Raw genomic sequence first — 24774 nt, 5'->3', positions numbered from 1 at the left:
GTTTCCTTGAGCTAAAGGCCAGAGATTGTGTGAGTGATGGCTCAATGCACTGTTCAATTAGCTTCTAGCCGAAAGTCGCTGTTCTGGCAGCGAAACAACTTCCGCCTCACTACTTTCACGCGCTACCCGAATTAATAACCCCGCCGCTAATAGGCTAGCGATCATAGAACTACCGCCATAGCTAAACAACGGAAACGGTAATCCTGTCGTGGGTAGAGCGCCCGTTGCCACCCCGATGTTTAAGAGGGATTGCCCCACCATTAAAATCACCGCTCCGATCGCGACCAGTTGATGGACAATCTTGCGGGCTTTTAGGGCAACAAACAGACCCAACGTGCCGTAGATTGCCAGAAGCAACAACAACAGCAAGCTGCCAATAAAGCCAAATTCCTCAGCAAACACCGCAAAAATAAAATCTGTGTACTGAATTGGCAAGTAAAAGAGTTTCTGCTGCGACAGCCCAAAGCCTGTTCCCCAAACTCCCCCAGAACCAACGGCCAGTAAACTTTGAATTAACTGATAACCATCCTGAGCAGGGTCAGCCCAAGGATTCAAGAAAGAAATGACTCGCCGCCGTTGATACTCTTTAATGCTGATACTCAGTGTGGCTAAAAGCAGTCCTCCTAACGCAGTCCCTCCCAAGTAAGCGTAGGGAATGCCCGCTGCCATCGCGATTAACCAAAGGGTAATCCCACACAGCGCTGTCGTGCTCAAATTAGGTTGCAACAAAATGCCCGCCAATATAGCGGCAAAAATAGCTAGCCAACTCCATCGGTAAGCTGGGCTAAAACGGTTCCATTGCCCAAACAACCGAGCACTTTGTAGCACCAAGAATGGCTTCATTAACTCTGATGGTTGTATCGGCACAGGCCCCAAGGCCAGCCAACGAGTTGCACCATTTACGGTTGTGCCTAAACCCGGTACTAAAGTGGCAAAAATGAGACCCAATATCAACACGACAAACCAATGTGCCATACCCAAGGCATAGCGCAGTGGAGAATGCACTAGTAGGTTAAATCCTACCAAGCCAACTAAAATCCATAGAATCTGGCGTTTAAAGTAGTAAAGCCCATCGCCAAAATCTGCATCTGCAACCGGGTAAGAAGCAGAAAATAAAGCTGCTAGCCCAACCATCAACCATAGAAAAGTTAGCCACCGCAGGAGACGAGCCTCTAAGCCCCAACTCTGTGCAGACGTGTCAAAAAATGGGATTAGATAGCGAAGATTCACAGCAACCGTGGGTGTGCAATCAAAGAGTATCTGTTAAGAGTAGCGCAGGCAGTAGAAGAAATATAGGCAATAAAAAAGAGGCCATCACGGCCTCAAGGCTTGTATTCCGAGTCGATAAAGAGTGAGAGCCTTTGTAGGCGCTACTGAATGATTTAGAGGAGGCCAGTGTTGGTTCCGGGTCTGCCAGTTGCCAACTCAACCTTAACGATCTTGCCGCCCATTTTCATGATGCGTTGTTGCTCACGAAACCAGTTCTCGTAGGGAACTAGCTTGGTGAAATAGGTGTTCTGTAGCTCCCGCTGGGTACGAATCCGGGTTTGGCTAGGAACACAAGCCGTAACCTTGAACATGCGCATGGGTTATTTCTCCTGACTAGGTGCAGAGTTAAAGTTTGGAGATCAAAGAATTTCAAGTTCAGAATCTTAGAGATGTAGCACCAACTTCTGAGCAACCAAAGTGTCGCTGTGAAGGTGGCATCTAAGAGACTGCTGAGGTCCGAAGCATGCTTACTGAGTCAGTTGCGACGTTGCTAGAGGCGCTATAGCAGCTAAAACGTGATGCGATCGCTTAAGTCACGAATGTAATAGCGAATAAAAATCAAAGCTTCTCGATATAGAGGGGCGATCGCAAGACCCCAAAAATCCTCTAAATATGCTGAAGGCTGGGAGTCAAGAGTCAATACTAGACCGCTAAAACCAATCTACTTATGAGTTAGACAAGTCTTTAACAAGCTAGCACTCACTCTAGACTTCCCAGACCTTACAGAAGGGGTTGAGCTTTGAGTTTGAATTAAAGCTAACTCAGCACTCAGAACTCAGAATCTAGCGATTAGCTCAAGCCAGAGGAGATGTAGTCGAGGTAAACACCCATTTCCTTACCAGCATCTGCACCAACCAAGCTAGCAGTCACTTCTTTGATTGCTTGGATAGCTTGTACAGTAGCAGCGATGGGTACACCCAAGGAGTTGTAGGTTTCCTTCAAGCCATTGAGCACGCGCTCATCAAGGATGGAAGGATCGCCAGCTAGCATTGCGTAGGTTGCATAGCGGAGGTAGTAGTCGAGGTCGCGGATGCAAGCAGCATAGCGACGGGTGGTGTACATGTTACCACCGGGACGGGTGATATCAGAGTACAACAAGGACTTAGCAACAGCTTCCTTCACGATCGCAGCTGCGTTAGCGCTGATGGTGGTAGCTGCACGAACGCGCAGTTCACCAGATTGGAAGTAGCCCTTGAGCTTTTCCAAAGAAGCGGTGTCTAGGTACTTACCTTGAACGTCAGAAGAGTTAATAACAGCAGTAATTGCGTCTTGCATGGTTTTGCTTCCTTAAATCACGTAATCTCGAAAAGTATTTGACTGTGCGTAGGCAAGGTCAAAACCTTACTGCATTGCACCGATCACGTAGTCGAAGTAGGAGCCAGCTTCAGCAGCGTCTTCACCAGACAACAGAGAAGTAGCAACGTTCTTCAGGCCGCGGATACCTTCAGCAACGCCATCCACGGGAGTACCCAGAGACTTGTACATCTCACGAACACCAACGATACCGATTTCTTCGATGGGGGTCACATCGCCAGAAACGATTCCGTAGGTTACTAGACGGAGGTAGTAGTCGAGGTCACGCAGGCAGGTAGCGGTCAGCTCTTCGCCGTAAGCGTTTCCACCAGGAGAAACAACATCAGGGCGCTTTTGGAACAGTTGGTCGCCAGCTTGCTTAACGATGCGCTCACGAGAATCGGTCAAAACTTGAGCGATGCGGAGACGACGCTCACCAGAGGTCACAAAGCTCTTGATCCGATCTAGTTCGCCAGGGCTGAGGTAGCGAGCTTCAGCATCAGCATTCACGATGGATTTCGTGACAATACTCATTGATGGATTCCTCCAAAAGAAAAAGTAACCAGACGTGTCTAAACTGGCATTTGTAATTCAAGACGGCTGAGTGCTTACTTGCAAAGTTGCCCTAGCAGGATTTGGCAATCAGCAAATTTCTGCAACTCAACAATCTGCCTTCCGCAAATATTTTGCGGCATCAGGTTCACATTCTAAGGTTGTTCGTAATAGTTTGTAATATTACCCTCAGCTTTCCCCTTAGGAATATTACGCAGCCTATCAATCATCTCTCACAGATACACAGCAGAAATAGCGAGCCATTGGGATCGAGAAATCGCCAATGCCCGCTAGGTAGATTTATGAGTCGTTATTCAGTAAATGAGAGCTTCTAACCTACCCATTTATATGTGAGTAGGTTAGAAAAATCCTCGGAGTGTACCTACCGACTCGCTAGAGCGACTAAACGTTGCGAGAACGTCCGCCTAGGTAGGAAGGAGATAAATCAGACCAGGATTGCTTCACCAAATCAGCATCCGCCTTGATGCTACCCAGGTAGTTACCAGCGGGCAGAGTCGGGAAGCGCTTGTAGGGAACTACGTCCTCGCCGAAGTAACGTGCGTATTCTGGGCTATCTACCATTGCTTCTACCGCACCCTTGAGACCTTGATCAGCCAACAACTTGTTGTACTGACGAATCTCCGCTTGAGTTGCTGGGGCGCGTCCCAGGATGTGACGGAAGAGGAACTCAATCACCTTCGTATTGGGATAGGGCGTGTAGAAACGACGACGGTAGATGTCAGAGATAGCTAAAGCTCGAACAAACTCCCGCACAGGAATTTCGCTGTTCCGCAGTTTGCTTTCTAACTCAGAGCGGCGGAATTCTGCCGGAACTTGGCCGCTAAAGACATCCAACACCTGGCAGTAGATGGCATTAATCACGTTGGCTGTTTCCGTTTGGTCCATACCAGGATTCATGCGATAAATCCGGGCGGGTTTGCGGCGAGACGTACCCACGCCTACTTCTACAGATTGGCCCGATCCATTAGTGAAGGAGCGACCCAACTCTAGGAATAGAGGCTGAGTTTTGTCCATCTGACGAGCTTTGGTAGCCAAATCAGCCATGCTCTTAGACATCAACGGCATTTTGGTGATGTCCATGCGGGACTTGACGGGCTCAAAGCTGGGTACAACCAAATCATCGTTTTGTTTCGTGAGTTGGTTGTAGAGCTTTTCAGTGTTGGGGAAGTTAGCAGCAGGCAAAGTAGGGAAGCGGCGGTAGGGCACTGTGTCTTCACCAAAGAGCTGCCCATACTCAGCGCTGTTGACCATTGCTCCAACAAAGCCCCGAATTCCTTCAGAGGCCAAGAGCTGGTTATACTTCCGAATTTCGGCTTGGTCCTTAGGAGCGCGGCCTAAGAAGTGCTTCGTTCCTAACTCAATTACCTTGGTGTTGGGGTAGGGAGTGTAGAACTCCTTGATATACAGCCTGGAACCACCTAAGGCTTCAATAAATTCCTTAAGGTTGATCTCGCCGTTACCAAGCTTGCTTTCTAAAGCGGTGAATTCGTTCTGTAGAATGTACGGCTCAATGTCACGCTCGAAGATTTGCCGATAAGCGGCACGAATCACAACTGGTAGAGCTGTTTTATCGGTGGTGGTGGTGAGCTTAAAGACTTTCGTCTGTTGGCGTTGCTTATTGACGCCTTGGTTAATGCGGAATTGCAGATCGGGTTCTGTCCGTACTTGCTTAACTTCGCCCAGTTCCACAAATCTTGGCGCTTCATCAGTTTGAACTCTTGCGCCAGTTTCACCAATGCTGCCAACCCGCACAGAACGAAGAGCTAAGCCACCAGGGGTAACATAGCGCTCGTAAGGAATGGTATCTTCCCCAAAAGCTTCGCTGTACTCTGGGCTGTCGAGGATGGCATCGACCAGAGCATAGAAACCTTTCTTGGCGCAGATATCGAAGTACTTATTAGTTTCTTGACGGCCATAAGTAGGACGACCTAGCAAGCGGCGATGAATGTACTCGATCGCCTTGGTGACGTAAAGTGAGGTCCAGTAAAGTTTGCGGAAGAGATCAGACTTTGCCAACTGACGGACAAACTCCCGAACCGTAATCTCGCCATTTTCTAGCTTGATTTCCGAGACTTTCAGGCGTTGGCCTTCGTACACATCGCGACCAAAGACTTGTAAGTAAGCAGCGCGAATGACTTTCTGAGTCGAGCTTTCAGCAAACTTGATGCTGGCGTTTTTGTCGTAGCGCTTGCCACTAAAGCTGGGCAGTTGATCCAGCTTGAATACCTTGGGCCCTAAAGTTCCAGGGGCAATTCCTCTTGCGGCTGGGTTGCTGAGCTGGTTGTTGATGCCAGGACCACGGTTGATTAAGATCCGACGAGTATCTTTACCGAAAGGAGCGGGACTAGCGCTGGGGTTGCGAGTCTCTTTCGGGAAGATGGCACCAAATTGGATTTCTAGCGGATCGTTACCAGAGCCGTAAGGGTGTTGGTCAGGTAGTGGGCGATCGTACCCTGCAAAGGTTGTAAGGAACTGAGGCACCTTGCGGAAGGGAGCGCTGTAGTTAAACAGGTCTTGCTGGGGTCCCCAGTTACGACACTCTTGAGCTTCCTGACCCAAACCGCGTAGGTAGGGTACGGTTTCTTCCCCAAAGTAGTCAGAGTACTCCTGAGAGTCTACTAAGGCATCGACGAGAGCCGACAAACCACCCTTGGAAACGATAGAGAAGTAATTCTGTACTTCTTCGCGACTGCTAGGACCCCGACCGAGGAAGTGGCGGAATGCTAGTTCTAGAGCGCGGCTATTGATATAGGGTTCAAAAAAGTTTTTGCGATATAGAGGTGATTTACCCAAGCGGCGAACAAATTCCCTCATGGAAATGTCGCCATTCTTAACCTTGGACTCTAGGTCAGAAATGGATAACGAGTAAGCGCGGGTAATATCACGCTCAAATACTTGGCGATAAGCTGCTTTAACAATTTCTTGTTTCTCAGAAGCAGAAAGACCCGGCTTCATTGCATACTTGGGTCTACGCTCAGCAGCATTGAAGTAGATCTGAGGCAGTTGTAGCCCTTGCAAATCACCAGATTGGCGTTGACGGATTTTGTCAGAGGGGCTAGGAGCCTTAAATTCGTTGATTAAGACATCGAAGTACTGACTGACAACATTGGTTCCGTTCTCATCTTTGCGGAAGTAACCCAGGGCTGCTTGGCGCATTTCTTGCAACGCCACAATGGTTGCTTCACCAGAGCAAGCATTCTCGATGATTTCTCGCAAGCCACGGGTGTTGACTGCAATGATGTTGGGGTCGCCAGCGACGATCGCGTAGGTCACATAGCGTAGGAACCAGCTCAAGTCTCTGAGAGACTTTTGCATATTGCTAGGGCCATAACGGGCGACGTTAATGGGCCTAAAGTTTGCTGGGGCTGGGCCACCACCAGAAGCGCTAAATAGCGATCGCAATCCCTCTAAGAAGCCACCACCGCTAGATACATAAGTCGCGGTACCCAGCTTCATAGCTTCTCGAACATCACCAACTTCCATGCCGCCAGCAGTCGCCATCGCGGTTTCCCTAGGCTTCTCCAGGTAAGCCATCGGTGAACCACCGACGAAAATGCGGTTGGCGGCGCGAGAAACGATAATTTCTGAATTTTGAGTTAACGTTTCTGCAATTTCGAGGCGTTTGAGTCCAGAGTTGAAATAGCTTGTTAGCTCGCCCAACTCGGTCGTGCCTAAAAAGCGGTCTTGCTGTTCAGCTTGCGAAATTGTTGCAACTGGTACGGTTTGATAAAGTTGCGGGCGCGCAACCGAGCTTCCACCACTTGCCTTAACACTCATTGGATTTCAAAAGCTCCCTTCAGATCATTAATGCGTTGAACCTGACCAGAGTGCCACTTGGCAACCATCCACAAGCCGATTCTCTACGAGGTTCATTCAACAAAAGAACAAGGCTTCTGGAAAAAGTTAATAAAACGACTGCCTAGGGTCAACCAGCTCAGTTTTTAGATTAAAACGTTTCGGACGCTCCACAGGGCTTTATTAAAAAGTGTGTAGAGTCCTGTTGATAGGTTTACGGTGCGATCATACGAGATCTAGGTAAGACACCTGAGAAAAAAGATAAGTTTTGTTACTTTGAATTTGGTCACTCACGACAAATTTATCTGGCCCCGCAAGGGATGCAGCCGTTTTGCGGCTTTGGAAAGATGAGAGGCGATCGCAACTGAATTGAAAACAGCTATCTCAGCAATTAGAAGGGGAAACTTAATGTTTCTTTACGTGACAGAGGGCGATATATAGAAGGCGAGAGTTAGGAATCAGGAGTTAGAAAAACTGGTTTTTGTTTTTTAGCTTTTTTGGCTCTCAACTTCTAACTTCTAAAATTCTGACTCCTGACTTCTGACTACTCACCTCTAACTCCTCACCCCTGTAACAACGCCAAGACATTCGCTAAACTCAATCTTGCTGCGATTTTGCTCATCATGTCAGATTCTCAAACGGTTAGCGCTGCGGTTGCCAAACTCTACGATACTTACCCATTTCCCCCAGAACCCCTACTGGATGAACCACCTCCGGGCTACAACTGGCGCTGGAACTGGGTGGCAGCCTACAACTTTTGTACTGGGCAAAAACCTCAAAAGCAAAATGTACGGATTTTGGACGCAGGCTGTGGCTCTGGCGTAGGCACCGAATATTTAGTGCATTTGAATCCACAAGCTCAAGTGGTTGGGATTGATCTCAGCGCTGGGACGCTAGCCGTTGCCAAAGAACGCTGTCAGCGATCTGGAGCCGATCGCGTGGAGTTTCATCACCTCAGCATTTATGACGTGGATCAAGTTCCGGGAGAATTTGATCTGATTAACTGTGTGGGCGTACTGCACCACCTACCTGATCCGATTCGTGGCATTCAGGCCTTGGCTCCTAAGCTAGCTCCCGGCGGCTTGATGCATATTTTCGTCTACGCAGAGCTGGGGCGTTGGGAAATTCAATTGATGCAAAAAGCGATCGCGCTGCTGCAAGGCGATCGGCGAGGCGACTACAAAGATGGCGTGCAGGTGGGTCGGCAGATTTTTGCGGCGCTGCCCGAAAACAATCGGCTGGTGAAGCGAGAGCAAGAGCGCTGGTCTCTAGAAAACCAGAAAGATGAGTGTTTTGCGGATATGTACGTGCATCCGCAAGAGGTGGACTACAACATCGAAACTTTGTTTGATCTGATTGACGCTTCTGGATTGGAATTTTTGGGCTTCTCAAATCCTCGGCAATGGCAGCTAGAGCGATTACTCAACAAAGCACCAGACTTGGTTGAACAAGCTAAGGGACTGAGCGATCGCGAGAAATATCGCCTGATCGAACTGCTCGATCCTGAATCAGTCACCCACTACGAATTTTTCTTGGCGCGCCCCCCCCTATCGAAAGCCGATTGGTCACAGGATGCCGCTCTACTAGCTGCCATTCCAGAACGTAGCCCCTGTATGGACGGCTGGCCCAGCCAATGCTTGTTTAACTACGACTATCAAATTACGAATTTATCGGCAGCAGAGTTTGAATTTATTCAAGCTTGCGATGCCAATGCAAGCCAGCAGCGGACCGTTCAAGAGATTTTGGCCGAGCTAACATTAAAAGTGGACCAAGTGCGATCGCTGGTTGACCAGCAATTGATTTTGCTCACTCCAGGTCAATCGATAGCGCAGTCATAAGCATTTGGCCATTTCGGCTCGAATGAGCGTCAGTCAGGCAGATTATCTAGAATTCCTCATCTTAGTGCTCGATTTTCAGCATTAAGTATTGTTACCACCCCGTGATATGATCTGTCCTGGCTGATCCCAGTCAAGTTAAATATCTGGACTCGTTTCAGAGTTTTGTGACCTTGTCAGACCCAACGCTGGAACCAACACCTGTAAGCGGAGATTTGCAACCTAGCGATTCTCTAGCGACAGAACCTAACGCCTCCATGCAGGAGTATTATCGGCTACAGCAAGAACTGCTAGTCATAACACTGGTTGCAACGGCAGTGATCTTCGGTTTTGTCTGTTTTTTTTATTCTCTGAACATTGCCCTCAACTATTTGATTGGGGCGTGCACAGGTGTGGTTTACTTAAGACTGTTGGCTAAAAACGTTGAGCAGCTTGGCAATAGCAAGAAGCGTGTGGGCAACACCCGGCTCGCTCTTTTTATTGGGTTGATTGTAATAGCAACTCAGCTAAATCAACTGCAAATTATCCCAATCTTTTTGGGATTTCTGACCTATAAAGTGGCGCTCCTCGTTTACGTGTTGCGAATTACATTCATCCCTGACCCCAAGTAGGTTGGGCGATTCTTAGAATTCTCCACTCTAATCTCTGGGGAACCTCCTGAATGGACATGCTGTATTTTGATGCCTTTAACTCCTTCCGCCTAGCTGAGTTGGAAGTAGGACGACATCTTTACTGGCACCTCGGCAACCTCAAGTTGCACGGGCAGGTATTTATTACCTCCTGGTTTGTGATTGGACTTCTCGTTCTGTTTTCCTTAGCAGCAACCCGTAATGTCCAAAGAGTGCCGTCAGGACTGCAAAACCTGATGGAATATGCTTTGGAATACATTCGCGATATTGCTAAGACTCAAATTGGTGAGAAAGACTATCGCCGCTGGGTGCCGTTTGTTGGCACATTATTTCTCTTTATCTTCCTGTCAAACTGGTCGGGTGCACTTGTTCCTTGGAAGCTGATTAAGCTATCAGAGGGTGAGTTGGGCGCACCGACTGCTGACATCAACACCACAGTGGCATTTGCCTTGCTGACCTCCTTGGCGTATTTCTACGCAGGGATTAGCAAGAAGGGCTTGGGTTACTTTGCTCACTATGTTGAGCCTGTACCCATCATGTTGCCTTTCAAGATTTTGGAAGATTTCACCAGGCCGCTCTCCCTAAGCTTCCGTCTCTTTGGCAACATTCTGGCTGATGAACTAGTTGTAGGAGTTCTCGTACTCTTAGTTCCTCTGTTCGTGCCGTTGCCAGTGATGGTGCTGGGTCTGTTTACCAGTGCGATTCAGGCGTTGATTTTTGCAACCCTAGCCGCCGCTTACATTGGTGAAGCTGTGGAAGAGCATGGGCATGGTGGTGAAGAGCATGGGGGACATGCTTAAATCCCTCAGTTGAGACGTAGCCTAGCTACGCCTATCTATAGCCCGGTACTATCGCAGAAATTGCTTGGTTTAAGTAGTTGCGATCGGTGATTTAGGGCAGCGTGAAAATCACGTATCTGCTAGTTAACGTACACCTGTTATTTCTGCATTCAAGATAAGGACACTCATCATGGATCCATTAGTTTCTGCTGCTTCTGTTTTGGCTGCTGCTCTAGCTGTTGGTCTAGCTGCAATTGGCCCTGGCATCGGTCAAGGTAATGCTGCGGGTCAAGCAGTAGAAGGTATTGCTCGTCAGCCCGAAGCAGAAGGCAAGATTCGCGGTACTCTCCTGCTCAGCTTGGCGTTCATGGAAGCGCTCACCATCTACGGTCTGGTAGTTGCTCTCGTTCTATTGTTCGCTAACCCCTTCGCTTAAGGCTTTTGGTTACTGAATCCGTAGAGATGTGGTCAGCGATCGCATCTCTACACCTAACTATTTTCTAGTTCTAGCCCAATTCAAGCTTGACCCTGCTTGGCAACGGGAAACACGTAATTATGATGCATTCGACAATTTTACTGGCTGCGGAAACTGCTAAACAGGGTGGGTTATTCGATCTCGATGCCACGCTGCCCTTGATGGCGTTGCAGTTTCTGGCTCTAGCCACCGTCTTAAACGCGATTTTTTACAAGCCTCTGAGTAACGCGATTGACGGTCGGAACGAGTATATTCGTACCAACCAAGCGGAGGCCAAAGAACGCTTGGCCAAAGCTGAGCACCTCGCCAAGCAGTATGAGCAAGAGCTAGGGGAAGCCCGTCGGAAGGCTCAATCGATTATTGCTGAGGCTCAAGCCGATGCCCAAAAAGTTGCGGCTCAGAAGGTTGCAGCAGCACAACAAGAAGCCCAAGCTCAACGAGAACAGGCTCAGCAAGAGCTCGATCAGCAAAAGCAAGTAGCGATGCAATCGTTAGAGCAACAGGTTGATGCTCTCAGTCGCCAGATTTTAGAAAAACTACTCGGCCCTCAGTTGGTTAAGTAGAGCTGGCTTAAGAGTTGGGAGATGGAATCGGAGAATCGCGGCAGTCTTTAGTCGTGGTTTGTAGCTCTGGTTAGCGACCAGACTTTGGCATGAGCAGCGCAGTTATGGATGAGTATCATGGGGACCTTTTTATTACTAGCAACGGCAGGTAGTGCAACTGCCTCCGGGTTGGCAGAAGCAGCCGAGGAAGGTGGGTTTGGCTTAAATTTTGATATTTTAGAAACCAACCTAATCAACCTCGCCATCATTATTTTTGTGCTGTTCTACTTCGGGCGGAAGTTCTTGGGCGGTATCCTAACAGAGCGTCGCTCGGCAATTGAGACAGCGATTAAGGATGCAGAGAAACGCCAGCGCGAAGCTGCGTCCGCTCTGGCAGGACAACAGCAAAAGCTAGCTCAAGCGCAAGCTGAGGCAGAACGCATCCGGGCGACAGCGGAGCAAAATGCTCAAGCCGCCAAGGAAGAAATTCTGGCTCAAGCAGCAAAAGATGTGGAGCGGATGAAGGCAACCGCAGCTCAAGAAACCAATACTGAGCAAGAGCGGGCGATCGCAGAACTGCGTCAACGAGCAGCAGCTTTGGCAGTGCAGCGGGTTGAATCTCAGATTGGTAACTACTTGAACGACGGTGCCCAACAACAGTTGATTGATCGCAGCATTGCGCTGTTAGGAGGCAACTCATGAGAGACAGCATTGTAGTGGGTCAAATTGTCGAGCCCTATGCTCAGGCTCTGATGTCAGTTGCCCAATCCAACAACATTGTTGACCGCGTGGGTGAAGATGTTAGCGCTTTACTAGAGCTGCTGAGCAGCTCGGAAGATTTGCGTAATTTTCTGGCGAATCCTCTAACCAAGGCTGACGTGAAAAAGTCAGTTTTACAGCAGGTGACTGGCGATCAATTGCATCCTTACACTCGCAACTTCCTCAGCCTGTTAGTTGATCGAGGCCGCATTCTCTTCATTGAGGGCATTTGTAAGCAGTATCAGGCTTTGTTGCGTAAGCAAAACCAAACTGTTCTGGCTGAAGTGATTTCTACTGTAGAACTCAATGAAGAGCAGCAGCGATCTGTGAGAGAGAAAGTGACAGCCATGACCAATGCTCGCCAAGTAGAGCTTGCAACCAAGATTGACCCAGACCTAATCGGTGGCGTCATTATTAAGGTGGGCTCACAGGTGGTTGATGCAAGTATCCGGGGTCAGCTACGACGTATTTCTCTCCGTTTGAGTAGTGCCGCCTAGGCTCAAACAACGACCTATCCTTCATCCCTCATCCTTAGTAAAAGAGCAATTCTCATGGTAAGCATCAGACCTGACGAAATTAGCAATATTATTCGGCAGCAGATTGAGCAGTACGACCAAGAAGTTAAAGTCTCCAACGTTGGTACAGTATTGCAGGTTGGAGACGGCATTGCCCGGATCTACGGTCTAGAACAGGTAATGGCAAGCGAGTTGCTAGAGTTCCAAGACGGGAGTGTCGGCATCGCCTTCAACCTGGAAGAAGATAACGTCGGTGCCGTGCTGATGAGCGATGGCCGCGACATTCAAGAAGGTAGTTCTGTTACTTCTACTGGGAAAATTGCTCAGATCCCAGTGGGTGATGCGATGATCGGTCGCGTCGTCGATGCTCTGGCTCGCCCCCTTGATGGCAAAGGTGATATCCAGACCAGCGAAACTCGTCTGCTAGAGTCTCCTGCACCTGGCATCATTGAGCGGAAATCTGTGTATGAGCCGATGCAAACTGGGATTACCGCGATCGATGCGATGATTCCCATCGGTCGGGGCCAGCGGGAGTTGATCATTGGTGACCGCCAAACAGGTAAGACTGCGGTTGCCCTTGACACCATCTTGAACCAGAAAGGCGAAGATGTAATCTGCGTTTACGTTGCGATCGGTCAGAAAGCTTCTACCGTTGCCAACGTGGTGAACGTGTTGCGTGAGCGTGGCGCTCTCGACTACACCATTGTGGTTGCTGCAAACGCGAACGACCCCGCTACCCTCCAGTGGCTGGCTCCCTACACCGGAGCGACCTTGGCTGAGTACTTTATGTACAAAGGCAAAGCAACCTTGGTGGTCTACGATGACTTGTCCAAGCATGCTCAAGCGTATCGCCAAATGTCTTTGCTGCTGCGTCGCCCACCCGGACGGGAAGCTTACCCCGGAGACGTATTCTACTTACACTCCCGCTTGCTAGAGCGTGCAGCTAAGCTTAGCCCTGAGTTAGGTGAAGGTAGCATGACCGCGCTGCCCATCATCGAAACCCAAGCAGGTGACGTATCTGCTTACATTCCTACCAACGTAATCTCGATTACCGATGGTCAGATCTTCTTGTCTTCTGACTTGTTCAACGCAGGCTTACGCCCCGCTGTAAACGCAGGTATTTCGGTATCTCGTGTGGGTTCTGCGGCTCAAATCAAAGCCATGAAGCAAGTGGCTGGTAAGGTGAAGCTGGAACTAGCTCAGTTTGCTGACCTAGAAGCATTTGCTCAGTTTGCATCTGACTTGGATAAAGCGACTCAAGACCAGTTGTCCAGAGGACAGCGTTTGCGTGAACTGCTGAAGCAGCCGCAAAACTCCCCCATTCCTGTGAACGAGCAAGTTGCTCTGATTTATGCAGGGATTAACGGTCATCTAGATGATGTACCTGTTGATAAAGTCACCAGCTACGTGAAGAGCCTGCGGGAATATCTCAGAACCAGCAAGCCTCAGTATGCTGAAATCATTCGCAACCAAAAGACGCTGAACGCTGAAGCGGAGCAAATCCTGAAGGAAGCGATCGCTGAATCGAAGCAAGCATTTATGGCAGCTGCGTAGGAGATGAGCCATTAGCGGTTAGCCAGTGGTGGCTTAGTCTTCAAACACTAATAGCTCATGGCTAATCGCTAATCGCTAATGGAGGGAAATAACTATGGCAAATCTCAAAGTCATTCGCGATCGCATCCAGTCGGTCAAAAACACCAAAAAAATCACGGAAGCAATGCGCCTCGTGGCTGCTGCCAAAGTGCGTCGAGCTCAAGAGCAGGTAATTGCAACCCGTCCCTTTGCCGATCGTTTGGCACAGGTGCTGTACGGTTTGCAAACTCGCCTACGGTTTGAAGATGTAGACCTACCTTTGCTGAGAAAGCGCGAAGTCCGTACTGTGGGTCTGTTAGTGATTTCGGGCGATCGTGGTCTCTGTGGAGCTTATAACTCCAACGTAATCCGTCGGGCTGAAAATCGGGCCAAAGAGCTGAAAGCAGAAGGCCTAGATTACAAGTTCATCATGGTTGGCCGCAAATCCTCGCAGTACTTTCAGCGCCGGGACCAACCCATCAGTGCCAGTTACACAGGTTTAGAGCAAGTGCCCACGGCTCAAGAAGCCTCGGAAATTGCAGATGAAATCTTGTCGCTGTTTCTCTCAGAGACTGTCGATCGTATTGAGTTGGTTTACACCCGCTTTGTGTCTTTGATTAGCTCTCGGCCTGTGATTCAGACGCTGTTGCCTCTTGATCCTCAGGGTTTAGAGACACCCGATGATGAGATCTTCCGGTTGACCAGTCGCGGTGGACAGTTCCAAGTAGAACGCTCCAAAGTTAGCGCTGAAGCTAGAGCGCTGCCTCGCGACATGATCTTCGAGCAAGATCCAGTACAAATCTTGGATGCTCTCTTGCCTCTGTATCTGAACAATCAGTTACTACGGGCTTTGCAAGAGTCGGCGGCTAGTGAACTGGCAGCTCGAATGACGGCCATGAACAATGCTAGTGAAAACGCTAGTGAGTTGATTAGTGGTTTGACTTTGTCCTACAACAAAGCGCGTCAGGCTGCGATCACTCAGGAAATTCTAGAGGTAGTTGGTGGAGCTGAAGCTCTTGGCTAAACACTAATAGAAACCCTACTTGAAAAGGAATTAAAAATGCGTCTGAGCTAACTCAGGCGCATTTTTAATGAGGGAATAACCTTCCTAATCCGCTGGATCAGTCTCAAAGCTTGGTCAAAGGACGTATCAACTTAGTATTAAATAATGAACTTATCTTAAAATCTCTTAAATTTAGAGATGGCTTTTCAATCCAGCGATAGCTAGGAATAGCCAGCAAAGTAGTTAATCCCAAGGAAAGAAGAAAATAGACGGAGAATCCGTATTTGTTAACCTTAAAGAAGGCAAGAATTTGTTGTATAGGAAACGCATAAATATATAGCCCGTAAGAAAAGTCTCCATATCGATCAAAATGACTAAAAGGGAGTTCACAGGCAAGCCAAAAAATCACGTAAGAGAGTGATGGACCCAATAGAAGTGCAAAGATAGGCTGATGAATGCCACAAATTATACTTGTTAGTGTTAATACAGCCGAAAAGATAAAGATACGCGTACTAAAAATTATATCTTTTGAATATAAAAACAAAACAGAGCCAGAAAAGAAATACATCATCATTCTTAAACCTTCTTTATCCGCTAGTAAATTAGAAAATCTAGCTCCTGTACCAGGGATTAGACTTTCTAATGTGTATCCTCCCCATAAAAATATAAATATTCCAATCACAAAGACTCTAGCTGACTTTAGAATATGCAATCTCCCTAGAATGCCGATTGCTAGGTAGCACTTAAATTCATATATCAATGTCCACAGAGAGCCATTGAAGGCGGCAGGAAACGGAACATTATTCAAGAGACCAGCAACGCCATATTGGTTCATTCTGAGAAAGAAATTTACCTTGATGTAGTTAATGGGATTATCTATTTTGGACTGGAAATAGTTATTCAGATTGCCATGTGTAGCAAGATAGACAATAGGAGCAAAAAATAGAATAGTTATTAATAAACAGACCCAAAAACCTGGAAATATTCTAAGAAATCGATGCCATAAAAAACGTGAGATTGATACAGATCTAATATAGCTACGTGTGATTAAGAAGCCGCTAATGATAAAGAAGCAATCAACTGCAAGTTCTCCGTAGCTTCCTTGAAATACTTTGAAGATCCTTTCGGAACCAAAGCCTCCTAAGACAAATGAATGTGAGAACACAACCAGGGCTGCGAACAAAAATCTCAAAAACCCTAAGCTATTCTTTTTAGATTCAAAAACTTGGCTTAAATTGCGCATAGACTTTGATTGTTCATAGTGATTTTAGTGGAGTACAGAAATCCTTGGTATGAGAAGTAATTTAGCAAATTTTAATGCCTGACGGTAGTCATTCCAAGCTGATAAAGGGCCTAGGATTTTTGTTGTGCTCTAGCTCTGAAATGGGAAGTACTCAAGTATGAAAAATGCAATACACGATTCGTCTCGTGAAATAATAGAAAAGAGTAGTTGTTTTGTTGAGGTATATTTACCTCGCATTATTGGTTTATGTCCCAAACTTACAAAGTTCAAATTCAGCATCAGGGCAACAGCCATGTTTTAGAAGTGCCAGCCGATCGCACCGTTCTGGAGGTGGCTACCGAAGCAGGCGTGGAACTGCCTAGTTCTTGCAATGCCGGAGTCTGCACTACCTGTGCTGCACAGATTACAGAAGGTAACGTTGAGCAGGGTGATGGCATGGGAATTAGTCAAGAGTTACAGCAACAAGGTTATGCACTTTTATGCGTAGCTTATCCTCGCTCTGACCTCAAGATTGAAACTGAGAAAGAAGACGTTGTATATCATCTGCAATTTGGGCAATTCCAAGAGCGCAAATAATTCCTTATTCTGAGATATAAAGATTGCTTCAGGTTAGAAGTAGCCAGTTGCTAACTTCTCCAAAGTTAACCGTACTCAGCGGAAATGTGGCATAAACTAATACAGCGTTGGAATCAGCAACTATGACGACCCACTTTATTACGGCTGAAATCGATCTGCAAGAGTGCCCAGTAGCGATGCATCAAGCGATTGAGGTAGAACTGCAAAAGCGAGGTCAACCCTTGCGTTGGGCAGTTACCGATGTAGATGTAGAGCAACAAAAAGCCTATATTGATGCGATCGTAACCTCTGATGCAGCTACGTCTGAGACTGTAACCACGGCTTGATTCAGCGTCCCTACACTGTTTTATTAATTGTTCCGACCGGGATTGGAGCGGCGATCGGGGGTTATGCAGGCGATGCTCTACCTGTAGCCCGAGCGATCGCCCAAGTTGCGGATTGCTTGATTACCCACCCCAACGTGCTCAATGGCGCTCAGCTTTATTGGCCCTTACCGAATGCACTGTATGTCGAGGGGTACGGGCTTGATCAGTTTGCAGCAGGACAATGGGGCTTGCGATCGGTACATCAAAACCGAGTCGGTTTGGTTCTTGATCAAGGCATTGAACCAGAGTTGCGAGTGCGACAGCTACAGGCAGCTGATGCGACTCGCGCTACCTTAGGTTTGAACTTAACTGATTATGTCGTGACTGATGCTCCTTTAGGGGTGGAGCTACGTACTGCGGATTCGGGAGCCACCTGGGGTACAATTCAGAACCCGGATAGTTTGCTACGAGCGGTTGAACGACTGATTACGCAGGCACGAGCAGAGGCGATCGCAGTCGTGGCTCGGTTTCCGGATGATATCGGTAGCGAAGCACTGCAACAGTACCGTCATGGTCAAGGTGTTGATCCCTTGGCAGGTGCAGAAGCGGTGATCAGTCACTTAATAGTCCGAACCTTTCAAATTCCCTGTGCTCATGCGCCTGCTTTGGCACCACTACCGCTAGATCCAGAAATTTCTCCCCGTTCTGCTGCGGAAGAGTTGGGCTACACCTTTTTACCCTGTGTGTTGGCAGGACTCAGCCGAGCGCCGCAATTTACAACTCAGCGTTCTCCCCACATTAGGGATGAAAGTGAGATCTGGCGCGATCGCGTGGACGCAGTTGTCATCCCTGAAACAGCCTGTGGCGGTAGCGCTGTGTTAAGTTTCAGCCACTCTCAAGCTCAAATTATTACGGTGCGCGAGAATCAAACTAAAATGCGGGTGCCGCCATCTCGGTTGGGCATCAAAGCCATCCAAGTGAACTCTTACTTAGAGGCTCTTGGAGTGTTGGTAGCGCATCGAGCTGGCATTAGTCCGACTGTGCTTCAGCCTCACGTTGCACCCATTCGTCACTTGGTCTGAAATCTAGTCTGAAACAGGTGTAACTGAATTTAGGTTTTCGTTAAGCTGTAACGGACCGACTATTTCTAGCCCCTGTTGGTGTAGTAGTTGAGTTGTAACTTAGCCTTTCCCTAGTTTTGTGGCAAATCAGCTCCCTCAAACTCCCGAAACTGAAACTCTAACCCGCGTCCAAGTTTTAATTGCGATGGGCGTCACAGCTTTATTTTTGTTGATGGTTGCCAAAATTTGGCAGCGAGTGGGTGGGGTTCCTCTGCTACCACTGAATTGGATGGGCAATGCTCCCTTTTGGGGGATAGGACTTGGCTTAGGAATTTCTGCAACCAGCGCCATCATTTATCGCCTTTGGCCTGCTTATCGCCAAAGTGCAAATCTTTATCTAGACCTCGTGATTAGGCCTTTGGCTTGGCCTGACTTGGTTTGGTTGGGCCTTTTGCCTGGAATAAGCGAGGAACTGCTGTTTCGTGGCGTGATGCTACCCGCATTAGGATTTGATCTGACAGGTTTGGCTCTTTCCAGCTTATGTTTTGGGGCACTACACCTCAGTAGTCTTAAAAATTGGCCCTACATGCTCTGGGCTATGGCCATTGGGGCAGTGTTAGGGCTTAGTGCTCTCATTACAGGCAATTTGCTTGTGCCTTTAGCGGCTCATATTGTGACTAATTTGATTTCTGGCTGTGTCTGGAAGTGGCACAGTGATCAGAAGCCTAATCCTTCCGTTTGAGCTTAGCTATTACTTAAAGGGAAAACCTGGAACAGCGGCAGCGAATGGCTGCGCCTAAAATCTGAGTCCTGCTAAACCACTAGCGTTTTCTCGATGAATGCAACCGTCGGCGATCGCATCGCGCAGAATGGCTACCAAAGACCGATCGCGATCGCTCAGGCCACCTCGCTCTAACAAACGATGAATTTGAGTTTCAGCAGCAGGTAAGAGAACTCCGGAGGAGAGCGCGTTGCGAACAAAAAATTCAACGCTATCGGTCCTCAAACTGTTATCAGTGGCACTGCTTAAATTCAACATAATTTGATTAAACGAGAACCGAGGGAACGGCGGGCAAAAACTTAGCTTCACTTCCACTTCCCTATATTCCTGAATGATTCTCTAAGCTTGCACCCTGCGAATGGGCGATTTCGTGAAGATTGTATGAAAAACAATAGTTGTAAGAATAAAGATTAGGAAGTAAGACAAGTATGAAAAAACCTCTCCTTTGTGGGGAGAGGTGTAGTCTGGAGTGAAATTTAAATCAGGGAAATTAATTAACCGACAGCGATCGCCCCAGCAGCAGCAGAAGCCAATGCGGAAACAGCAGCAGTACCGAATAACCACCAGGCAGCAGTAGCAGCGGCTTTACGGGTTTCTTCAGCTTGATGCTGCGCTTGTCGCTTCAGGTCTTCTAGGCGGCGCTGAGCTTCGTGTTGGATGCGTTCAGCCCGCTGGAGGACGCTGTTTCTGGCCCCTTCAATTTGGTCGATGATGCGATTGGCATCTGCCTCCGAAATGTCTTCACGGGAACTGAGCAGCGCCACTAAGGTACCGCGATCGAACTGACCGAGACGCGACCGCAGCGCATCAAATCCAGCTTGTGGATCATCGAACACGGTGCGTAGATCGCGCTTGATGCCTTCGTAGTTCAGTTCTGGACGGTCCAAGGCATTCAAGTAGTTGCGGATGCGAGCAAAAATGCCGTCGATCACCGATTGAATCTGGTTCTGGATGTTCTGGATTTGCGCTTGCACTTGCTCCCGAACGGAGAGAACTTGATCGACGATGCGGCTGGCTTCTGCCTCAGTCATGTCAGAGCGCTGAGACAACAGAGCCACGATGGTCGAGCGATCTACATGGGAGAGGCGATCGCCTAGGCTACCCAACCCAGCGCGGGGGTCGCTGAGCAGCAATTGCAAGTCACGCTTAATCCCTTCTGGATTGAGTTCTTCTTTGTCGGTATTACGCAGGTAGTTTTCCAGGGTGGCTTGGAAGTCACGCACACGCTCTTGAGTCCGAGCAGCCAAACGACGCGGCGCTCTGACAATGCTGCGGATCGCTTCTTGAGTTTGATCTACTAGGCGATTGGCTTGCTCTTCGCTGATGTCTGGGCGTTGGCTCAGCAATCGCACCAACGTTTCGCGATCGACTTGAGACAAGCGTCTTCTCAGCGCCAGAGTACCTTCTTTGGGATCGTGCAACAGAGTTTGCAGATCGCGCTGGATGCCTACTGGATCGAGTTCTTGCAGATTAGTGTTCCGCAGGTAATCGGCGATCGCAGTCGTGGTTTTGTCGTACTGCTCTTTGGTCTTGCCTACAACAATCTGGGGCGCATGGGTAATGTTGTTCCAGTTGCTTTCGACTTGATCAAAGATGCGGTTGGCTTCTTCCTCACTGATGTCGGGACGTTGGGCCAACAGTTTGACAAAGGTATCGCGATCGACGGCGGAGAAACGCCAACGTAAAGCTCTGAAGCCAGCTTGGGGATCATCCAGTAAAGTTTGCAGATCGCGCTTGATGCCTTCAGGGTTGAGTTCGGAGCGACCTGTGTTTTGCAGGTATGATTCCAGACGTTGCCGCAACTCAGTCGCTTTTGATTCCGCTTGGTCTTGCACAGACTGAGCGTTGCCCAAAACGCGATCGCGAGTGCTTTCGAGTTGGCTAACAATGTGATCAGCTTCTTCTTGACTCAGGTCTTGGCGCTGAGCCAACAACTGGACCAAGGTATCGTGGTCAAAATGGTTGAGGCGATCGCGCAGTTCTTCATAACCCGCTTCAGGATCTTCTAGCAGAGTTTGGAAGTCTCGCTCAATGCCTTCGGGGCTGAGTTCAGCTTTGCCAGTAGAGCTCAGATAATTCTCGACTCGACTGCGAAGATCCTGGGATTCCTCCTGATCCGCCGCAATCGTGGCAGTGGTGAGAACTTCTTGACGAATGCTTTCCAGTTGGTCGGCAATGTCTCCCACTCGAGCAGGAGAGAGATCGCCCCGCTGAGTCAACAGATCCACAAAGTAGCTGCGGTTCAACTGTTCTAGTTGCCGCTTCACCACACCAGGATCGGCTTGCGGATCGTAGATAACGTTGCGGAATTCGTACTTAATTGTTTCTCGATTCAAATGCCAAGCATAGGAATTGAGGATGTAGTTTTCGATATCCGCTCGGATAGGGTTGAAGGGGAGGGCAGGCGCTTTTTCAGCGACTTGGCTACCTACTTTATTAGCTTGCTCGCCCAGCTTATCTTTGAAGCCTTGTAACTGACCCATCACCTTCTCAACATCAAGGTCAGAAAGGTCAGTGCGGCTCAAGACAGTGCCAGAGAGGGCAGTCATACCAAACTGAGCAGCTCGCCCAATCAAGCCAGGAGGTTGCTGCTGTTGGCTACCACCTTGATTAGAACGGCGGATCTCCGCAATCAGTTGATCAAGTTTGTTGCTGAACTCGTTGGAACGTAGGTTTTCTGGCTGAGCCGAAGAGAGATAATCTCGCAATTGCCCCATCAGATCTTGCTGACCTTGCTGGCTCAGCACTTGCTGCCATACACCTTCTAACTGATCTACGATGCGGTTGATATCGCGCTTGGAAAGATCGGTGCGGCTGCTAACTAAGTTGACAAAGGTTTGGCGATCGATGTGGCTGAGGCGATCGCGTAACGATTCCCCCACACCACCGGCACTCTGGGCCAAAGACTTTAGCTCTGGGGTGTTCACTAAGTTTTCAAACTCACCCCGAATCCGCGAAATATCCAATTCCGACGGCTTCAAGCGATCGAGATAGTCTTCAATGGTTTCGCGAATGCTGACTGGGTCCATGCCGACGGTAAGTTCCCGGCGCACGGCTGCGGCTGCCGCTTCTGCGGTTGCTACCACTTGGTCACTCGCAGATTTACCCGCGATCGCGGCAGTTGCAGTGCCCAGAACTGCTTGGAATCCTGAGGTGGCCGTGTTGACCACCGAACCAATTAAGGAACCGACCGTTGAGGAGCTAACCCACACTAGCAGCGTGAAGTAAGCAGCCCAAATGACCAGACCAACAATTGCGCCTAAAACGGCATTTTCAATCAAGCTCAGCTTAACGGCGAGTAAGCAAGCAATGAATAAGGTAATGGTGACCGTGATCAGAGTCCATAGGCCCACAGCAGTACCGATTTTGCGGATCGTGCCGCCCAAACTGCCTGAATCTTTGTGGCTGGAATGGCTAGAGTGGCTGGATTGATTGTCGTCAGATTGATGGCCTAAATAAGAAATTCCTGCGGCTACAGAAAGGTTGGTTAGAACTAATTGAATGGCAAAGGCTAAGACTAGCCCTGCGATCAAAGCTACAAAAAATTGGGGACCTGAAAAGACAAGTGCGGCTTCTTCAGGAGTGGTGACTGATCCATCCACTGGCACTTGCGCAATCCAGAATTGCCCCTGGAATAATTCCCGTGCAATTCCTATATTGTGAAACATGATTTTCCCTCGTTAAGGCTAAGATCCACGCAAATCTGAGCTTGCCTGCATCCCAGCACTATATTTCTGCAAAACTAATAACCCTCACGCTCAGAATCTCCGACTCAGAGGGTACAAAGCATCTCTCCGAAGTCTGAAATGAACTCTATAGGTGGATAAAGTTATGCAGTGAGGGTTTCTAAGGACGTATTTCTTACGGAAGGCGAACCAGGGATCAGAATTTGCTGCTAGTTCAAGCCGTTTCTACTAACCAAACTGGGTCGTCACGAAACCTTGTGATTCGCTGGAGTTGAGAAAAATGTGGTCGGGTCTACGCCTGCTCTCTGGGCTGCTGCTAGAGCGATCGCGGGAGGAAAAATCCGATGTTCTTGCACTTGAATCCGAGCTTGCAGCGTCGCTGGAGTATCTTCCGCCAAAATTGGCACTGCTGCCTGCATCACAATCGGACCGCTATCCACTTCTAGATGTACATAGTGCACGGTACAGCCTGAAATCTTTACCCCCGACTGCAACGCTTGCTCTACCGCGCGAATGCCGGGAAAACTGGGCAATAAGCTGGGATGAATATTTAGCATTTGGTCGGGGAATGCGTCAATCAGCACTTGCGTCACTCGCCGCATCCAACCCGCCATGATCACCCATTCCACGCCATGCTGCTTCAGGGTTTCTGCAATTTGGCGATCGAGATCTTCACGCGATGCAAAAGTACGGTGATCTAATAAAACAGAGGGAATGCCCCAGCGCTCTGCACGTTCCAAAGCTTTTGCATTGCGATTGTTGCAGATCAAAACTGGGATTTTGGCATGCAGCTGGCCATCAGCAATAGCTTGAGCGATCGCCTCAAAGTTGCTGCCCGAACCAGAAGCCATCACGCCTAGCTTTAAAGGAGTTGCCGCAGGTGTGGCGAATGTAGAAGCAACCAAAATCGGTGAAACGAGACTAGGGATAGAATCCGGACTGGAAGTAGGCACCGCAGAGTGAGAAGTCATGAAATCAGGAAAAGATCGCTCGAAAATTGCGCTAGCGTAGTCGCTGACTAAGCGCTAGTCTCAGAATTGTAACAGCAGGGTTCTTGCATCCCACGCTTGTCAGTAGAAACTTGCTATGTCTTTGTGGTCGTCTCGTCGCCAATTGTCTCATCATGACAGCCCAACTGCGCCTCAGGCTGATTCCCAAACCTGGGTAGATAAAAATGAGTCAGGCGCAATCGCGGCTTGGTTGTTCTTAGTGCCTGCTCTATTGCTCCTGAGCATTTTTGTCTTGGGGCCGATTGCTTATTTGGTCTACCTCAGCTTCACGGCGGGGAGCTTTACTCGCACTGGCACTCACTGGATTGGCTTCAGCAACTACTGGCGCTTGTGGCTCAATCCCGATTTTTGGCAGGTGTTGGGAAATACGCTTTATTTCACAGTGGCGACAGTGATTCCGAGCTTGATCTTGGCTTTGGGGTTAGCAGTACTCCTAAACCGAACCTTTGCCTTACAAGGATTGCTCCGAGCTGCCTACTTTATTCCGTCTATTACTTCGCTGGTAGCAGTGGGGCTAGGTTTCCGGTGGCTGTTTCAAACCGAAGGACCGATCAACACTTTACTCGGCGCGATCGGGTTAGAACCGATTGCTTGGCTGGGTAGCACGACTTGGGCGATGCCTGTGCTGATTCTGCTGAGTATCTGGAAGCAACTCGGCTTCAATATGGTGGTGTTTTTGGCGGGGTTACAAACCATTCCAGTCAATCGCTACGAAGCGGCGGAACTGGATGGAGCTGATGCTTGGCAGCAGTTTTGGCACATTACGCTACCAGGATTGAGACCCACCTTAATTTTTGCGGCGATTACGACAGTGATTTTCACGCTGCGGAGCTTTGAGCAGGTGTATGTGATCACTGAAGGAGGACCACTCAACTCCACCAACTTGTTGGTCTACTACATCTATGAGCAAGCGTTTGCTCAATTTGATTTTGGCTATGCCGCCGCTGCTGCCACCGTGCTGCTAGGTGCTACGTCAGTACTGGTTTATTTGCAGTTGCAGACTTGGGGCGAATAGCCCGCTGGCCTTGAACCCGTTAACAATACTTGGCCGCTGCATTGAGATTCTCTACAAT

General features: G+C 48.7%; 24 protein-coding genes. 14 read left to right on the top strand and 10 right to left on the bottom strand.

Annotation, left to right across the window (positions count from 1 at the left end; translation table 11 throughout):
- Nucleotides 1-57 precede the first annotated feature (57 nt).
- The 6 genes from H6F68_RS01635 to H6F68_RS01615 all read right to left on the bottom strand — a co-directional run bounded on the left by H6F68_RS01635 (nt 58) and on the right by H6F68_RS01615 (nt 6912).
- Nucleotides 58-1230 (bottom strand): FtsW/RodA/SpoVE family cell cycle protein, encoded by a 1173-nt coding sequence (locus H6F68_RS01635; RefSeq protein WP_190556000.1) that lies wholly within the window; start codon nt 1228-1230, stop codon nt 58-60.
- A 152-nt stretch (nt 1231-1382) separates the two neighbouring features.
- Complete coding sequence (locus H6F68_RS01630; RefSeq protein WP_190431698.1) at nt 1383-1586, bottom strand: phycobilisome linker polypeptide; 204 nt, start codon at nt 1584-1586, stop codon at nt 1383-1385.
- A 191-nt stretch (nt 1587-1777) separates the two neighbouring features.
- Nucleotides 1778-1909: a hypothetical protein gene (locus tag H6F68_RS29255; protein ID WP_255524960.1), complete on the bottom strand. Its 132-nt coding sequence runs from the start codon at nt 1907-1909 to the stop codon at nt 1778-1780.
- Nucleotides 1910-2058: 149 nt separating this feature from the next.
- On the bottom strand, nt 2059-2544 hold the full coding sequence (gene apcB / locus H6F68_RS01625; protein WP_190431699.1) for an allophycocyanin subunit beta: 486 nt from the start codon (nt 2542-2544) through the stop codon (nt 2059-2061).
- 66 nt (nt 2545-2610) lie between these two features.
- Nucleotides 2611-3096: an allophycocyanin subunit alpha gene (gene apcA / locus H6F68_RS01620; protein WP_190431701.1), complete on the bottom strand. Its 486-nt coding sequence runs from the start codon at nt 3094-3096 to the stop codon at nt 2611-2613.
- Between the two features lie 420 nt (nt 3097-3516).
- A complete protein-coding gene (locus H6F68_RS01615) occupies nt 3517-6912 on the bottom strand; it encodes a phycobilisome rod-core linker polypeptide (protein ID WP_190555998.1) in 3396 nt (1131 codons plus the stop codon).
- A gap of 641 nt (nt 6913-7553) precedes the next feature.
- Between H6F68_RS01615 and H6F68_RS01610 the strand changes: the two genes are divergently transcribed.
- The 9 genes from H6F68_RS01610 to H6F68_RS01570 all read left to right on the top strand — a co-directional run bounded on the left by H6F68_RS01610 (nt 7554) and on the right by H6F68_RS01570 (nt 15060).
- The gene (locus H6F68_RS01610) at nt 7554-8768 is read left to right on the top strand and encodes a class I SAM-dependent methyltransferase (RefSeq protein WP_190555996.1); all 1215 of its coding nucleotides are present in this window, start codon (nt 7554-7556) and stop codon (nt 8766-8768) included.
- Between the two features lie 164 nt (nt 8769-8932).
- Nucleotides 8933-9376, top strand: a complete 444-nt coding sequence (locus H6F68_RS01605; protein ID WP_190555994.1) for an ATP synthase subunit I — start codon at nt 8933-8935, stop codon at nt 9374-9376.
- Nucleotides 9377-9432: 56 nt separating this feature from the next.
- Entirely contained in the window at nt 9433-10194 is a 762-nt protein-coding gene (gene atpB, locus H6F68_RS01600) for a F0F1 ATP synthase subunit A (RefSeq protein ID WP_190432021.1), read from the top strand.
- Between the two features lie 169 nt (nt 10195-10363).
- Complete coding sequence (atpE, locus tag H6F68_RS01595) at nt 10364-10609, top strand: ATP synthase F0 subunit C (RefSeq protein ID WP_010994186.1); 246 nt, start codon at nt 10364-10366, stop codon at nt 10607-10609.
- A gap of 119 nt (nt 10610-10728) precedes the next feature.
- Nucleotides 10729-11211 (top strand): F0F1 ATP synthase subunit B', encoded by a 483-nt coding sequence (locus tag H6F68_RS01590; protein WP_190555992.1) that lies wholly within the window; start codon nt 10729-10731, stop codon nt 11209-11211.
- Between the two features lie 117 nt (nt 11212-11328).
- Nucleotides 11329-11892, top strand: a complete 564-nt coding sequence (locus H6F68_RS01585; RefSeq protein WP_190555990.1) for a F0F1 ATP synthase subunit B — start codon at nt 11329-11331, stop codon at nt 11890-11892.
- Nucleotides 11889-12446, top strand: coding sequence for an ATP synthase F1 subunit delta (atpH, locus tag H6F68_RS01580; protein WP_190555988.1), 558 nt, complete (start codon nt 11889-11891; stop codon nt 12444-12446). Before H6F68_RS01585 ends, atpH begins: the two co-directional genes overlap by 4 nt.
- A gap of 54 nt (nt 12447-12500) precedes the next feature.
- Nucleotides 12501-14018 (top strand): F0F1 ATP synthase subunit alpha, encoded by a 1518-nt coding sequence (gene atpA, locus H6F68_RS01575; protein ID WP_190431716.1) that lies wholly within the window; start codon nt 12501-12503, stop codon nt 14016-14018.
- 94 nt (nt 14019-14112) lie between these two features.
- Nucleotides 14113-15060: a F0F1 ATP synthase subunit gamma gene (locus H6F68_RS01570; protein ID WP_190555986.1), complete on the top strand. Its 948-nt coding sequence runs from the start codon at nt 14113-14115 to the stop codon at nt 15058-15060.
- A gap of 103 nt (nt 15061-15163) precedes the next feature.
- Here H6F68_RS01570 and H6F68_RS01565 read toward each other — a convergent pair whose 3' ends face one another.
- Complete coding sequence (locus H6F68_RS01565; protein WP_190555984.1) at nt 15164-16282, bottom strand: acyltransferase; 1119 nt, start codon at nt 16280-16282, stop codon at nt 15164-15166.
- Nucleotides 16283-16528: 246 nt separating this feature from the next.
- On the opposite strand from H6F68_RS01565, the gene H6F68_RS01560 reads away from it, so the two are divergent.
- The 4 genes from H6F68_RS01560 (at nt 16529) to H6F68_RS01545 (ending at nt 18966) form a co-directional block, all read left to right on the top strand.
- Nucleotides 16529-16858, top strand: coding sequence for a 2Fe-2S iron-sulfur cluster-binding protein (locus H6F68_RS01560; RefSeq protein WP_190555982.1), 330 nt, complete (start codon nt 16529-16531; stop codon nt 16856-16858).
- Between the two features lie 122 nt (nt 16859-16980).
- Complete coding sequence (locus H6F68_RS01555) at nt 16981-17184, top strand: hypothetical protein (protein ID WP_190555980.1); 204 nt, start codon at nt 16981-16983, stop codon at nt 17182-17184.
- Nucleotides 17181-18245, top strand: coding sequence for a DUF3326 domain-containing protein (locus H6F68_RS01550; protein ID WP_190555978.1), 1065 nt, complete (start codon nt 17181-17183; stop codon nt 18243-18245). The genes H6F68_RS01555 and H6F68_RS01550 overlap by 4 nt, the downstream gene beginning before the upstream one ends.
- A 118-nt stretch (nt 18246-18363) precedes the next feature.
- Nucleotides 18364-18966 carry a CPBP family intramembrane glutamic endopeptidase gene (locus H6F68_RS01545; protein WP_190555976.1) on the top strand — a complete coding sequence of 201 codons (603 nt, stop codon included), beginning with the start codon at nt 18364-18366 and terminating at the stop codon, nt 18964-18966.
- Nucleotides 18967-19020: 54 nt separating this feature from the next.
- On the opposite strand, the gene H6F68_RS01540 is transcribed toward H6F68_RS01545, so the two are convergent.
- The 3 genes from H6F68_RS01540 to purN form a co-directional block, all read right to left on the bottom strand.
- A complete protein-coding gene (locus H6F68_RS01540) occupies nt 19021-19263 on the bottom strand; it encodes a hypothetical protein (RefSeq protein WP_190555974.1) in 243 nt (80 codons plus the stop codon).
- Between the two features lie 236 nt (nt 19264-19499).
- On the bottom strand, nt 19500-22673 hold the full coding sequence (locus H6F68_RS01535; RefSeq protein WP_190555972.1) for an MFS transporter: 3174 nt from the start codon (nt 22671-22673) through the stop codon (nt 19500-19502).
- A 263-nt stretch (nt 22674-22936) separates the two neighbouring features.
- The gene (gene purN / locus H6F68_RS01530) at nt 22937-23662 is read right to left on the bottom strand and encodes a phosphoribosylglycinamide formyltransferase (RefSeq protein WP_190555970.1); all 726 of its coding nucleotides are present in this window, start codon (nt 23660-23662) and stop codon (nt 22937-22939) included.
- 115 nt (nt 23663-23777) lie between these two features.
- On the opposite strand from purN, the gene H6F68_RS01525 reads away from it, so the two are divergent.
- The gene (locus H6F68_RS01525; RefSeq protein WP_190555967.1) at nt 23778-24716 is read left to right on the top strand and encodes a carbohydrate ABC transporter permease; all 939 of its coding nucleotides are present in this window, start codon (nt 23778-23780) and stop codon (nt 24714-24716) included.
- The last annotated feature ends 58 nt before the right edge of the window (nt 24717-24774 follow it).

Source organism: Trichocoleus sp. FACHB-262 (assembly GCF_014696035.1).
Lineage (GTDB): Bacteria > Cyanobacteriota > Cyanobacteriia > FACHB-46 > FACHB-46 > Trichocoleus.
The sequence above is the reverse complement of the archived record's forward strand: the minus strand, read 5'-3'. Positions and strand labels throughout refer to the sequence as shown.